The organism is Azospirillum endophyticum (assembly GCF_016595245.1).
GTDB classification, from domain to species: domain Bacteria; phylum Pseudomonadota; class Alphaproteobacteria; order Azospirillales; family Azospirillaceae; genus Azospirillum; species Azospirillum endophyticum.
In genome coordinates this window covers 327,590-340,203 of record NZ_JAENHM010000058.1, presented here as the reverse complement: position 1 = coordinate 340,203, position 12,614 = coordinate 327,590, and the positions used below count along the sequence as shown (strand labels likewise).

Sequence of the window (12,614 nt, the reverse complement as noted above, 5' to 3'; positions counted from 1 at the left end):
ACGCTCACATCAGGCGGGTCGGCTTGGTCCCAGGAGGTTCGCCGGCGATGAAACGCAGCGTGCGCTCCCGCGCCTCGTGGTCGGTGAACTGTTCGGGCGGCGACTTCATGAAATAGCTGGAGGGGCCGACCAGCGGGCCGGCGATGCCGCGGTCGAGCGCCAGCTTGGCGCAGCGCACCGCGTCGATGACGATGCCGGCGGAATTGGGGCTGTCCCAGACCTCCAGCTTCAACTCCACGTTCAGCGGCACGCCGCCGAAGGTCGTGCCTTCCAGCCGGATATGCGCCCATTTGCGGTCGGTCAGCCACGGCACATGGTCGCTGGGGCCGACATGGACGTCGTCGGGGTCGAGCGGAACGTCGAGCTGGCTGGTGACGGCCTGGGTCTTGGAGATCTTCTTCGATTCCAGGCGTTCGCGTTCCAGCATGTTCTTGAAGTCGGTGTTGCCGCCGAAATTCAGCTGATAGGTGCGGTCGAGCCGGACCCCGCGCTCGCGGAACAGGTTGGCGAGCATGCGGTGGACGATGGTGGCGCCGACTTGGCTCTTGATGTCGTCGCCGATGATCGGCAGCCCGCGTTCGGCGAAGCGCCGCGCCCAGACCGGGTTGGAGGCGATGAAGACCGGGATGCAGTTGACGAAGGCGCAGCCGGCCTCCAGCGCCTGTTCGGCGTAGAATTCGGTGGCCTGCTGCGATCCGACCGGCAGGTAAGAGACCAGGATATCGGTACCGCTGCGGCGTAGGCTTTCCGCAACGTTCACAACTGTTCGTTCCGACTCGGCGATGTCGCCGGCAAGATATTTGCCGATGCCGTCCAGCGTCGGGCCACGCTCCACCTGCACGCCGAAGTGCGGCGGCTTGGCAAACCGGAAGGTATTATTGGGAGGAGCGAAGATGGCCTCCCCGACGTCGGTTCCTACTTTCGACGCCGCAACATCGAAGGCGGCAGAAATTTCGATGTCCCCAACGTGATACCCACCGAGATCGACGGTCATAAGTCCCGGGGGTGGCTCATTGGCCTTAGCGCCGGCGTAATAGCATATCCCCTGCACAAAAGATGATGCACAATTTCCGACCCCAGCGATTGCTACCCGGAGCTTTTTCCCAGTCACCGAGATCTCCCATCCTTAAATGCACGTCGATTAACGGAACTCTTATATTTGTAGGCTTGAAATCGATTCATCGGAAGATCTGTCGTAAGGTACTTACCTTTTGGGCAAGGTGCGAAATTTTCCATAGCGGTGTTAAGGTCGACGGTGTAGCTATCGTAGCTGTTCCATTTGGTTGTGCTTTGACTCAGGAATAAAACCGCACAGGGTGCTCTGGGCAGCTTGCGGAGACGGGTGGGCAGTTCGCGGCTTCGAAAGGCCGCGACGGCGCTGCCGCATGTCTTCCGCAGGTCAACGTCAAAAATCTTCAAACTTCTCGGAGGGACTTGTGGGAGAGACCGTTCTCGTCACCGGAGGTGCCGGCTTCATCGGCCGCCACGTCGCCAAGGCCCTGCTCGCCCGTGGCGACCGCGTCCGGGTTCTGGACAGCCTGATCGAACAGGTGCATCCGACGCAGCAGCGTCCCGATGAACTGGATGCGGATGTGGAGTTGCTGGCCGGCGACGTGCGGGACGACGAGATGGTCGCCCGTGCGCTGGAGGGGGTCGATTCGGTGATCCACCTCGCGGCCGAGGTCGGCGTCGGCCAGAGCATGTATGCGGTCGACCGCTACACTTCGGTGAACGATTACGGCACCGCGGTGCTGTTCCAGCGCCTGATCGAGAAGCCGGTCCGCCGGGTCGTCGTCGCGTCGTCCATGAGCATCTATGGCGAGGGGCTTTACCGCACCGCCGACGGCACGCTGATGGAGGATGTCGTCCGCGGCCCCCGCAATCCCGATGGCAGCTGGGATCCGCTCGACCAGCAGGGGCGGCCGCTGGTGCCGGTGCGAACGCCGGAAAGCAAGCGTCCGGCGCTGAAGTCGGTCTATGCCATCGGCAAATATGTGCAGGAACGGCTGACCCTGACGCTGACCGCGCAATATGGGATGGAAGGCTCGGCGCTGCGGCTGTGGAATGCCTATGGGCCGGGACAGGCGCTGTCCAACCCCTACACCGGGGTGCTGGCGATCTTCGCCTCGCGCATCGCCAACGGCCAGCGCCCGATGATCTTCGAGGACGGCCAGCAGCGCCGCGACTTCGTCCATGTCCGCGACGTCGCCCGCGCCTTCCTGCTGGCGCTGGACAACCCGGCCGCCAACGGCGAGGTGTTCAACATCGGTTCCGGCGAGGAGCGCACGGTGGAGGAGGTGGCGCTGATGCAGGCCGCCTCGATGGGCCGGCCGGACCTGACGCCGGAGATCACCGGCAAGGCGCGGGCCGGCGACATCCGCCACAACATCCCCGACCTGACCAAGGCGCGCACCGTGCTCGGCTACGACCGCAAGGAGGACTTCGCCGAGGGTCTGGCCGAGCTGGCGGAGTGGGTCGCCCGGCAGGAGGCGCAGGACCGCGTCGCCGACGCCCGCCGCGAACTGGAAGAGCGGGGTCTGGTGGCATGAGCACGACCAAGAACCCGGTTCTGATCACCGGCGGCGCCGGCTTCATCGGCTCGAATCTTGCCGACCGGCTGGCGTCGGACGGGCATGACGTGCTGATCTTCGACGCGCTGCGCCGTCCGGGGGTGGAGCGGAACCTGCGCTGGCTGCAGGCCCGTCATCCGTCGCGCATCAGCGCCGTCACCGCCGATTTGCGGGACGAACGGGCGCTGGCCGAAGCGGCCAGGGATGCCAAGGCGGTGTTCCATCTGGCCGCCCAGGTCGCGGTGACCACCAGCATGGTCGACCCGGTCGAGGATTTCGAGGTGAACATCCGCGGCACGCTGGCCCTGCTGGAGGCGGTACGCCGCCGGGGCCGGCGGACGCCGGTGATCTTCGCCAGCACCAACAAGGTCTATGGCGACCTCGCCGACGTGCCGCTGGAACTGGTGGACGACGCCTATGCGCCGGTGGACCCGGCCATCCGCGCTCAGGGCGTATCGGAGGCGCGGCCGCTCGACTTCCACACCCCCTATGGCTGTTCGAAAGGGGCGGCGGACCAGTATGTGCTGGATTACGCCCGCAGCTTCGACCTGCCGACGGCAGTCTTGCGGATGAGCTGCATCTATGGCCCGCGCCAGATGGGGACGGAGGATCAGGGCTGGGTCGCCCATTTCCTGATCCGTGCGCTGAACGGCGAACCGATCACAATCTACGGCGACGGCCGGCAGGTGCGCGACGTGCTGTTCGTTGCCGACACGGTGCAGGCCTACGTCTCCGCCTGGGAGCGGATCGAGCAGGTGAAGGGCCGGGCCTTCAATCTCGGCGGCGGGGCGGCGAACGCCATCAGCCTGCGCCAGCTGGTCGCCCACATCGAGCATCTGATCGGCCGCAAGGTGGAGGTGAGCTACGGCGACTGGCGGGCCGGCGACCAGCGCTACTACGTGTCGGATACCCGTGCGGCACGCCAGACCTTGGGTCTGGCCGAGCCGACCGGCTGGAAGCGCGGCGTGGCCCTGCTGGCCGACTGGCTGCGGGCGGAAAAGGGCGGCCTGCCGGAAGCCGCCGAAACGCCTTCGGTGGAGGCGGCCTGATGAGGGTTGCGCTGGTCAATCCGGCCTGGAGCTTCGACCACAGCATCTATTTCGGATGCCGCGAAGCGCATCTGCCGCTGGAGCTGGGATACAGCAAAGCGCTGCTGGAGCGGGCCGGGCATGAGGTGCTGCTGCTCGACGGCGGACTGGCAGGCCTGTCGAACGTGGAGATGGCGGAGCGGGTCGCCGCCTTCGCGGCCGGAATGACCGTGCTGACCACGGCGCCGACCTATCTGTTCTGGCGCTGCGCCCAGCCGGAATTGCGGGTGCCGAAGGAGTTTCTGGCGGCGCTGGACGGCCGGGGCGGGCATACCGTCGCGGTCGGGCCGCATGGCTCCACCACCCCGGCGCCGACCCTGGGCAAGCTCGGCGTCGATCTGGTGGTGCGCGGCGAGTGCGAGGAGATCGTCGCTGAACTGGCTGGCAAGCTGGCGGATGATGGGGCGCTGGACGAGGTGCCGGCGCTGGCCTTCCACCGGGACGGCGATCTGGTGGTGACGGGTCCGCCGCATGCCGCCCGCTTCACCGACCTGCCGGCGCTGTCCTGGCCGGCGGAGTGGCTGCAGCGCCATCCGCACCACCACCACCGCTACGGCACCGAGCCGGTCGGGCCGGGGGCGGAGGTCGAGGCCTCGCGCGGCTGCCCCTACAACTGCAGCTTCTGCGCCAAGATCGATTTCCGCGACCAGTACCGACGGCGCGACACCGCCGTCATCCTGGAGGAGATCGACGGGCTGATCGCCGCCGGCGTGCGCTATGTCTATTTCATCGACGAGATCTTCCTGCCCCGGCGCGACCTGCTGGAAGCGCTGGTGGAGCGGCCGGTCGAGTTCGGCGTGCAGACCCGCATCGATCTGTGGAAGCCGGAGATGCTCGACCTGCTGGGCGCGGCCGGCTGCGTGTCGATCGAAGCCGGGGTGGAAAGCCTGACCGAGGAGGGCCGCGCCTCGCTCGACAAGAAATGCCGGATGAGTACCGACGATCTGGCCGACCGGCTGATCCATGCCCGGCGCAGCGTGCCCTTCGTCCAGGCCAACCTGATCGCCGTGGCTGGCGACGATGCCGGGATGGTCAAGGCTTGGCGCGAAAAGCTGCTGGCCGCCGGGGTGTGGGCCAACGACCCGGTGCCGCTCTATCCCTATCCGGCCTCGCCCGATTACCGCCGCCTATGGGGCGAGCCGGACGACCGTGCCTGGGAGCGGGCGCACGAGCATTATCTCGGCCAGTTCGAACGGCTGAGCGATATCCAGGAGGACGAGCCCTTGCCGCTGACGGAGCTGGAGGCGGCATGCTCCTGCCGCTGACGGGTGCCCAAAAGAAGCCAGTGCCTGCAGAACCGCCTTATGTGCTGATGACGGCCGACAGCGTCGGCGGGGTGTGGACCTATGCGCTGGATCTGGCCCGCGAACTGGCGGGGCAGGGGACGCGGGTGACGCTGGCGGTGCTGGGGCCGTCGCCCCACCCCGATCAGAGCGCCGCCGCCGCGGCGGTGGACGGGCTGGAGCTGATCGACACCGGTCAGGCGCTCGACTGGACCGCGCCCGACGAGGCGGCGGTTCGCCGCACGGCGGAGGCGCTGGGCGATCTGGCCGCAAGGCTCGGCCCGGACGTCGTCCATCTGAACAGCCCGGCCCTTGCCGCCGACGCCGGCTTCACCATGCCGGTCGTCGGCGTCTGCCATTCCTGCATGGCGAGCTGGTGGACGGCGGTGCGCGGCGGCGACATGCCGGAGGATTTCCGCTGGCGGACGGAGCTGCTGCGCCGCGGCTACCAGGCCTGCGACGTGCTGGTGGCGCCCAGCGCCGCCTTCGCCGAGGTGACCGCGATGCTCTATGCGGTAGCGCCGCCGGTGGTGGTGCGCAATGGCCGCTATGCCCGCGAAGCGGGAGGGCGCCGTGCCGTGCCGGCGCGGGAGCGGTTCGTCTTCACCGCCGGCCGGCTGTGGGATTCGGGCAAGAACGTCGAACTGCTGGATGCGGCGGCGAAGCTGCTGGAGGTGCCGGTCTTCGCCGCCGGGCCGCTGGAAAGCCCGACCGGGCACCGGGTGGCGCTGTCCCATGCCCGGGCGCTGGGACGGCTGGACGGCGCCTCGGTCGCCGGATGGATGGAGCGGGCGCCGGTCTTCGCCTCGCTGCCGCTCTACGAGCCGTTCGGGCTGACGGTGCTGGAGGCGGCGCAGGCCGGCTGCGCGCTGGTGCTGTCGGACATCGCCAGTTTCCGCGAGCTGTGGGACGGCGCCGCCCTCTTCGCCGATCCGGGCGATGCCGCGGCGCTGGCCGCGACCCTGTGCCGGCTGCTCGACGACCCGCTGGAGGCGCGGCGGCTGGGCACCGCCGCCCGCCGCCGTTCCGCCCTCTATGACATGGACCGGCTCACTGCCGGGATGCTCGACGTCTACCAGTCGGTGACGCAGCCGGCGCGTTCGGAGGTGATCGCGTGAGGATCGTCTATTTCACCCATTCGCTGGCTTCCTGCTGGAACCACGGCAACGCCCATTTCCTGCGCGGGGTGCTGCGCGACCTGATCGCCCGCGGCCACGACGTGCGGGTGCTGGAACCGGAAGGGGCCTGGAGCCTGGAGAACCTGCTGGCCGACCATGGCGACGCCGGGCTGGACGCCTATCGCAGCGCCTACCCGGAGCTGTCGTCGCGGGTGGTGCCCAAGGGCTTTGATGTGGAAGCTGCCTGCGACGGGGCCGATCTGGTGATCGTCCATGAATGGAACGACCCGGCGCTGGTCGCGGCGGTGGGGGAGGCGCGCCGGCGTGGCGGGCGCTTCACCTTGCTGTTCCATGACACCCATCACCGCGCGGTCAGCGAGCCCGAGGCGATCAATGCCTTCGACCTGTCCGGCTATGACGGGGTGCTGGCCTTCGGCGAGGCGCTGGCGGCAGTCTATCGTCGTTGGGGCTGGGAAGGCCGCGTCTTCGTCTGGCACGAGGCCGCCGACACCCGGCTGTTCCGTCCGCCGGCGGAAGAAGGGCCACGCGCTGGTGCGGTGTGGATCGGCAATTGGGGCGACGGCGAGCGGACGGAGGAGCTGGAACGCTTCCTCTTCGCCCCTGCCAGGGATGCCGGTCTGCCGCTGGAGATCTACGGCGTGCGTTATCCGGCCGACGCGCTGGCGATGTTGAAGCGCTACGGCATCGCCTACCGGGGCTGGCTGCCGAACGCGCGGGCGCCGGAGCTCTTCGCCCGCCACCGCGTTACCGTCCATGTGCCGCGCCGCTTCTACGTCGACCTGCTGCCGGGCATCCCGACCATCCGCGTCTTCGAGGCGCTGGCCTGCGGAATCCCGTTGGTCAGCGCGCCGTGGAGCGATGCGGAAGGGCTGTTCCGGACCGGCCGCGACTTCCTGTTCGCCCGCAACGGCGCGGAGATGGCCCACCATCTGCGCGCCGTCGACCGGGACGAGGGGCTGCGTGCCGAACTGGTCCGCAACGGGCTGGAGACGATCCGCGCCCGCCACACCTGCGCCCACCGCGTGACCGAGCTGCTGTCCATCGTCGGCAGCCTGCGCGGCGATGAAAAAGAACCGGCCCTCGAGGAGTCCGCCCGATGAAGATGGCCTTTTACGGGTCCAGCCTGCTGTCCTCCTACTGGAACGGCGCCGCCACCTATTACCGCGGCATGCTGAGCGAGCTGGCCAGGCATGGCTGGGACATCACCTTCTACGAGCCGGATGCCTTCGACCGCCAGAAGCACCGCGACATCGAACCGCCGGACTATGCCAAGGTCGTCGTCTATGACGCGACGCCCGAGGCCTGCCGCGCGGTGATCGCCGAGGCGGTCAAGGCCGACGTGGTGGTGAAGGCCAACGGCGTCGGCGTCTTCGACGACGAGCTGCTGGACGGCGTGATGGACGCCGCCGACCCGCGGGCGCTGCGCCTCTATTGGGATGTCGACGCCCCGGCGACGCTGGCGGAGTTGCGGCAGGCGCCCGACCATGTGCTGCGCCGTCGCCTGCCGGAGCTGGACTTCGTGCTGACCTATGGCGGCGGGCCGCCGGTGGTCTCGGCCTACGAGGCGATGGGGGCGCCGGTCTGCCGGCCGGTCTACAATGCCCTGGATCCGTCCACCCACCATCCGGTGCCGCCGCAGGAGCGCTTCAAGGCCGACCTGAACTTCCTCGGCAACCGGCTGCCCGACCGCGAGGCGCGGGTCGAGCGCTTCTTCCTGGAGCCGGCGGCGCGCAACCCGCAGGCGCGCTACATCATCGGCGGCAGCGGCTGGGAGACCAAGGGCCTGCCGGGCAACGTCAGCCACATCGGCCATGTCGGCACCGCCGACCACAACGCCTTCAACACCTCGGCCAAGGCGGTGCTGAACATCGCCCGCGACAGCATGGCGGAGGTCGGCTTCTCCCCCGCCACCCGCGTGTTCGAGGCGGCCGGCGCCGGAGCCTGCCTGATCACCGACGCCTGGGAGGGGGTCGAGCTGTTCCTGGCCCCCGACGAGGAGGTGCTGGTCGCCCGCGACGGGCAGGACGTGACCGAGCATCTGCGCACGCTGACCCCGGACCGCGCCCGTGCCATCGGCGAGGCGGCGCGCCGCCGCATCCTGGCCGGCCACACCTATGCCCGCCGGGCGGTCGAGGTGGACCGGCTGTTGCGCGGCGCCTTGGCCGCCCGCCGGGAACGGAGCGCGGCATGAAGCTGGTCGTCCTGGGGCTCAGCCTGTCCTCCTCCTGGGGCAACGGGCATGCCACCACCTTCCGGGCGCTGCTGAAGTCCTTCGCGGCGCGCGGGCATGAGATCCTGTTCCTGGAACGGGACGTTCCCTGGTACGCGAACCACCGCGACCTGCCGAACCCGGGCTGGTGCGAGCTGGCCTTCTACAGCGACCTGGAGGATCTGAAGCGCTTCACCGCCGATGTCGCCGGGGCGGATGCGGTGCTGGTCGGCTCCTATGTGCCGGAGGGGGTCGCGGTCGGGCGCTGGGCGCAGGAGACGGCGCGGGGCGTCGTCGCCTTCTACGACATCGACACGCCGGTGACGCTGGCGAAGCTGGAGCGCGGCGATTACGAGTATCTGGCGCCGGAGGTCATCCCCGGCTACGACGTGTATTTCTCCTTCACCGGCGGGCCGACGCTCGACCGGCTGATGGAGCAATACGGCTCGCCGGCGGCCCGCGCGCTCTACTGCTCGGTGGATGCGGAGGCCTATGCGCCGTTGCCGGTGCCCAAGCGCTGGGACCTCAGCTATCTCGGCACCTACAGCATCGACCGCCAGCCGACCTTGGACCGGCTGCTGCTGGAGCCGGCACGCCGCACGCCGGAGCTGCGCTTCGTCGTCGCCGGGCCGCAATACCCGGACGACATCGCTTGGCCGGCGAATGTCGAGCGGCTGCACCATGTGCCGCCGGCCGACCACCCGGCCTTCTATGCGGCGAGCCGCTTCACCCTGAACGTGACGCGCGAGGACATGATCCGCGCCGGCTACAGCCCCAGCGTCCGCCTGTTCGAGGCGGCGGCCTGCGCCACCCCGATCATCTCCGACATCTGGGACGGCATCGACACGCTGCTGGAGCCGGGTCGCGAGATCATCCTGGCGGAAAGCGCCGACGAGGTGCTGCAGGTGCTGAAGCGCCCGGCGGCGGAGGGCGAGATCGGCGAGCAGGCGCGGCGGCGGATCCTGGCGGCGCATACCGCGGCGCACCGGGCCGAGACGCTGGAGCGCGAACTGGGCGCGGCGATGGAGCGGAGGCTTGCCCCCACCCCAACCCTCCCCCGCTCTTAGCGGACCTACGGTCCGCCTGCCGCGTCAGCACAAAGCGAAGCTTTGTGCGAGAGCTGGGCGGGGGAGGGGGCAGGCGCTTGAACGGGAGAGTGGCGGCAGTCCCTCCCCCGCCCAGCGGGGGAGGTTAGGTGGGGGGCTAACTTCCCTCCACCCCGCAACTTACTTGCTGTAGTCGTAGAAGCCGCGGCCGGTCTTGCGGCCGAGATAGCCGGCGTCGACCATCTCCTTCAGCAGCGGGGCCGGGCGGTACTTCGGATCGTTGAAGCCTTCATAGAAGACCTCCATCACCGACAGCATGGTGTCGAGACCGATCAGGTCGGCCAGCGCGAGCGGGCCGATCGGGTGGTTGCAGCCCGCCTTCATGCCGGCGTCGATGTCCTCGGCGGTGGCGATGCCTTCCTGCAGAGCGAAGATCGCCTCGTTGATCATCGGGCAGAGGATGCGGTTGACGGCGAAGCCGGGGCTGTTCTTGGCGGTGATCGGCGACTTACCGACGCGCTTGGCGAAGGCCATCGCCTTGGCATGGGTGTCGTCGCTGGTCTGGATGCCGCGGATGATCTCCAACAGCGCCATCAGCGGCACCGGGTTGAAGAAATGCAGGCCGATGAAACGGTCCGGACGGTCGGTGGCCGTCGCCAGCTTGGTGATGGAGATCGACGAGGTGTTGGTGGCGACCAGCGCCTCCGGCTTCAGGATCGCGCAGAGATCCTTCAGGATCTTGACCTTCAGATCCTCGTTCTCGGTCGCGGCCTCGATCACCAGATCGCAGGCGGCCAGCTTCGACTTGTCGGTGGTGGCGGTGATGCGCGCGACGGCGGCCTCGCGGTTGGCGGCGGTCATCTTCTCCTTCTTGACCAGGCGGTCCAGGCTGCCGCCGACGGTCGACAGGCCGCGCTGCACCGCGTCCTCGGAGATGTCGGTCATCACCACCGTCAGGCCGGCGACGGCGCAGACCTGGGCGATGCCGTTGCCCATCTGTCCGGCGCCGATGACGCCGATCGTTTCGATCCCCATGCTCTCGGCCATTGTTTCTCGTCCCTATTGGTTGGCTGGTGACTGGTTGGTCGGTGCGTTGGTTCGCAGGTGCAGCATCTTCTACACGGATTTTCGTTGCGCTGCGATGGCTTGTCGTATGCGGCAGGGAGGGCTTTCGCATGGCGCGTCGTCCTGCCGCAGGCCAGCCATCGGCGGAAATCCGCCGATGGCCATGGACGGTCTGGCGGAAATCCGCCGACGCCGCGGGCCACGCGACAGGCTGGATCCAGGGTTTTCAATTGTTTGCGCGGCGAACTGATTATGGCACGCCCCTTGCTCTTCCCAAGCCAACCGCGGCAACGGGCCGCGGACCAAGCCCCAGGGAGAGAAGAGATGCTCCGGAAAAGCCTGCTCGCCGCCACCGCCTTCGCCGCCGCGGCACTCGCCGCCCAGGCCGCCTCGGCCGCCGATCTGGTCCGACTCGGCAATCTGAAATTCGCCCATTACGGCGCGGTCTCCTACATGAAGGAGATCGCCGGCAAATACGACCTGAAGATCGAGGAACGGGTCTTCCCCAAGGGCATCGACATCCTGCCGGCCATCGTGGCGGGTGAGATCGACGTCGCCGCCAGCGCGGTGGACGCCGCCATCGCCGGCCGCGCGTCGGGCGTGCCGATCTATGCGGTGGCCGGCTTCGCCAAGGGTGGCGCCCGCATCGTCGCCAAGCCCAATGCCGGCATCAAGAGCATCGCCGACCTGAAGGGCAAGAAGGTCGCCACCCCGCGCGGCGGCGCGCAGGAGCTGATCCTGCTGGCCGAACTGGCCAAGCATGGGCTGAGCTGGTCCGATCGTTCGGGCAAGGACGTGCAGATCGTCTACATGGCCTACGCCGACATGAATCAGGCCCTGCTGGCCGGCAGCATCGACGCGATGTCGCAGTCCGAGCCGCAGTCGAGCCAGGCGATCAACAAGGGCTTCGGCGTCGAGGTGATCAAGCCCTACGACACCGAGCTGGGCGAGCCGGTGCGGTCGCTGGTCATCACCGAGGATTTCTACAACAAGAAGCATGACGTGGCCGAACGGCTGATCCGCTGCTTCGTCGAGGCGACGGCGACCTTCATCGCCAATCCCGATCTGGCCGAGAAATACGTCCGCGAGCAGATGTTCAAGGGCCAGATCAGCAGCCAGGACTTCCGGGATGCGATCGGCAACTCGCCCTACAGCTACGACATCTCGATCCATCATGTGCAGGTGACGACCGACATGATGCAGAAGTTCGGCGTCGGCCGCATGGAGACCCCGCCGAAGGCCGCCGACTGGGTGAAGCTGGATCTGCTGGAGAAGGCGAAGGCCACCAAGGCCGCCGCAAGCGATGCCGGGGCCGGTGCCGGCACCGTGAAGGCGAACTGAGCCCCACCCAGCGGAAGGAGGACGCCCGATGTCCCAAGCCAATCCCCGTTTCTCGCCCGCCGCTTTGCTGCGCGGCGCCCTGGTGCCGGTCCTGGCCGTCGTTCTGTGGCAGATCCTGTCGACGTCCGGCCTGATCAACCCGGTGGTCCTGCCGTCGCCCGTCGCGGTGGTGGAGCGCTGGTGGGCCTATCTGCTGCCGACCGAGCCCTATGATCCGGCGCAGTCGAGCTGGATCCTGTGGGCGCTGTCGGGCGAAATGCTGTTCGACGCTTGGTCCAGCCTGTACCGCGTGGTGCTGGGCTTCGCCGTCGGCGCCGGGCTGGCGCTTCCGCTGGGTCTCGCCATGGGCGGAAACCCGCGCATCTACGCGCTGTTCGACCCGCTGATGCAGGTGCTGCGGCCGATCCCGCCCATCGCCTACATCCCGCTGGCGATCCTGTGGTTCGGGTTGGGCAACCCGCCGGCCGTCTTCCTGATCGCCATCGGCGCCTTCTTCCCGGTGCTGATGAACACCATCGCCGGGGTGCGCCATGTCGACGGCATCTATCTGCGCGCCGCCCGCAACCTGGGTGCCGGCAAGCTGACCATGTTCCTGCGCGTCATCCTGCCGGCCGCCACCCCCTACATCCTGGCCGGCGCCCGGATCGGCATCGGCACCGCCTTCATCGTCGTGATCGTGTCGGAGATGATCGCCGTCAATTCCGGCCTCGGCTTCCGCATCCTGGAGGCGCGCGAGTTCATGTGGTCCGACAAGATTATCGCCGGGATGTTCACCATCGGCCTGCTCGGCCTCGCCATCGACATCGGCATGAACCGCCTGAACAACCACCTGCTGCGCTGGCACCGCGGGCTCGAGAACTGAGCACCAAAAGA

11 protein-coding genes are annotated in these 12,614 nt (G+C 68.2%); 9 read left to right on the top strand and 2 right to left on the bottom strand.

The genetic code is table 11. The features are described from left to right. Positions 1-4: 4 nt before the first annotated feature. Positions 5-994, bottom strand: a complete 990-nt coding sequence (locus JHL17_RS19970; RefSeq protein ID WP_211113476.1) for an inositol-3-phosphate synthase — start codon at positions 992-994, stop codon at positions 5-7. A gap of 442 nt (positions 995-1,436) precedes the next feature. Between JHL17_RS19970 and JHL17_RS19965 the strand changes: the two genes are divergently transcribed. From JHL17_RS19965 to JHL17_RS19935, 7 genes are read left to right on the top strand one after another with little or no spacing between them, the layout of a single operon-like run. Further along, on the top strand, positions 1,437-2,549 hold the full coding sequence (locus JHL17_RS19965) for an SDR family NAD(P)-dependent oxidoreductase (protein WP_200195705.1): 1,113 nt from the start codon (positions 1,437-1,439) through the stop codon (positions 2,547-2,549). Then, a complete protein-coding gene (locus JHL17_RS19960) occupies positions 2,546-3,619 on the top strand; it encodes an SDR family NAD(P)-dependent oxidoreductase (RefSeq protein ID WP_200195703.1) in 1,074 nt (357 codons plus the stop codon). Before JHL17_RS19965 ends, JHL17_RS19960 begins: the two co-directional genes overlap by 4 nt. Further along, positions 3,619-4,923, top strand: coding sequence for a TIGR04295 family B12-binding domain-containing radical SAM protein (locus tag JHL17_RS19955; RefSeq protein ID WP_200195701.1), 1,305 nt, complete (start codon positions 3,619-3,621; stop codon positions 4,921-4,923). The genes JHL17_RS19960 and JHL17_RS19955 overlap by 1 nt, the downstream gene beginning before the upstream one ends. Further along, on the top strand, positions 4,908-6,059 hold the full coding sequence (locus JHL17_RS19950; RefSeq protein WP_200195699.1) for a glycosyltransferase family 4 protein: 1,152 nt from the start codon (positions 4,908-4,910) through the stop codon (positions 6,057-6,059). The genes JHL17_RS19955 and JHL17_RS19950 overlap by 16 nt, the downstream gene beginning before the upstream one ends. After that, complete coding sequence (locus JHL17_RS19945) at positions 6,056-7,180, top strand: glycosyltransferase family protein (RefSeq protein ID WP_200195697.1); 1,125 nt, start codon at positions 6,056-6,058, stop codon at positions 7,178-7,180. The genes JHL17_RS19950 and JHL17_RS19945 overlap by 4 nt, the downstream gene beginning before the upstream one ends. Continuing rightward, on the top strand, positions 7,177-8,271 hold the full coding sequence (locus JHL17_RS19940; RefSeq protein WP_200195695.1) for a CgeB family protein: 1,095 nt from the start codon (positions 7,177-7,179) through the stop codon (positions 8,269-8,271). The genes JHL17_RS19945 and JHL17_RS19940 overlap by 4 nt, the downstream gene beginning before the upstream one ends. Then, the gene (locus JHL17_RS19935) at positions 8,268-9,356 is read left to right on the top strand and encodes a CgeB family protein (RefSeq protein WP_200195693.1); all 1,089 of its coding nucleotides are present in this window, start codon (positions 8,268-8,270) and stop codon (positions 9,354-9,356) included. The genes JHL17_RS19940 and JHL17_RS19935 overlap by 4 nt, the downstream gene beginning before the upstream one ends. A 159-nt stretch (positions 9,357-9,515) precedes the next feature. Here the strand turns inward: JHL17_RS19935 and JHL17_RS19930 are convergent, their stop codons facing one another. Then, entirely contained in the window at positions 9,516-10,382 is an 867-nt protein-coding gene (locus JHL17_RS19930; protein WP_200195691.1) for a 3-hydroxybutyryl-CoA dehydrogenase, read from the bottom strand. Positions 10,383-10,724: 342 nt separating this feature from the next. On the opposite strand from JHL17_RS19930, the gene JHL17_RS19925 reads away from it, so the two are divergent. Continuing rightward, positions 10,725-11,741: an ABC transporter substrate-binding protein gene (locus JHL17_RS19925; RefSeq protein WP_200195689.1), complete on the top strand. Its 1,017-nt coding sequence runs from the start codon at positions 10,725-10,727 to the stop codon at positions 11,739-11,741. Between the two features lie 28 nt (positions 11,742-11,769). Then, complete coding sequence (locus JHL17_RS19920) at positions 11,770-12,603, top strand: ABC transporter permease (protein ID WP_200195687.1); 834 nt, start codon at positions 11,770-11,772, stop codon at positions 12,601-12,603. The last annotated feature ends 11 nt before the right edge of the window (positions 12,604-12,614 follow it).

Bases quoted from the DNA above. Each gene is read 5' to 3' on its own strand.
- JHL17_RS19970 (WP_211113476.1), bottom strand. From the start codon at position 994: ATGACCGTCGATCTCGGTGGGTATCACGTTGGGGACATCGAAATTTCT.
- JHL17_RS19960 (WP_200195703.1), top strand. From the start codon at position 2,546: ATGAGCACGACCAAGAACCCGGTTCTGATCACCGGCGGCGCCGGCTTC.
- JHL17_RS19955 (WP_200195701.1), top strand. From the start codon at position 3,619: ATGAGGGTTGCGCTGGTCAATCCGGCCTGGAGCTTCGACCACAGCATC.
- JHL17_RS19950 (WP_200195699.1), top strand. From the start codon at position 4,908: ATGCTCCTGCCGCTGACGGGTGCCCAAAAGAAGCCAGTGCCTGCAGAA.
- JHL17_RS19940 (WP_200195695.1), top strand. From the start codon at position 7,177: ATGAAGATGGCCTTTTACGGGTCCAGCCTGCTGTCCTCCTACTGGAAC.
- JHL17_RS19935 (WP_200195693.1), top strand. From the start codon at position 8,268: ATGAAGCTGGTCGTCCTGGGGCTCAGCCTGTCCTCCTCCTGGGGCAAC.
- JHL17_RS19930 (WP_200195691.1), bottom strand. From the start codon at position 10,382: ATGGCCGAGAGCATGGGGATCGAAACGATCGGCGTCATCGGCGCCGGA.
- JHL17_RS19925 (WP_200195689.1), top strand. From the start codon at position 10,725: ATGCTCCGGAAAAGCCTGCTCGCCGCCACCGCCTTCGCCGCCGCGGCA.
- JHL17_RS19920 (WP_200195687.1), top strand. From the start codon at position 11,770: ATGTCCCAAGCCAATCCCCGTTTCTCGCCCGCCGCTTTGCTGCGCGGC.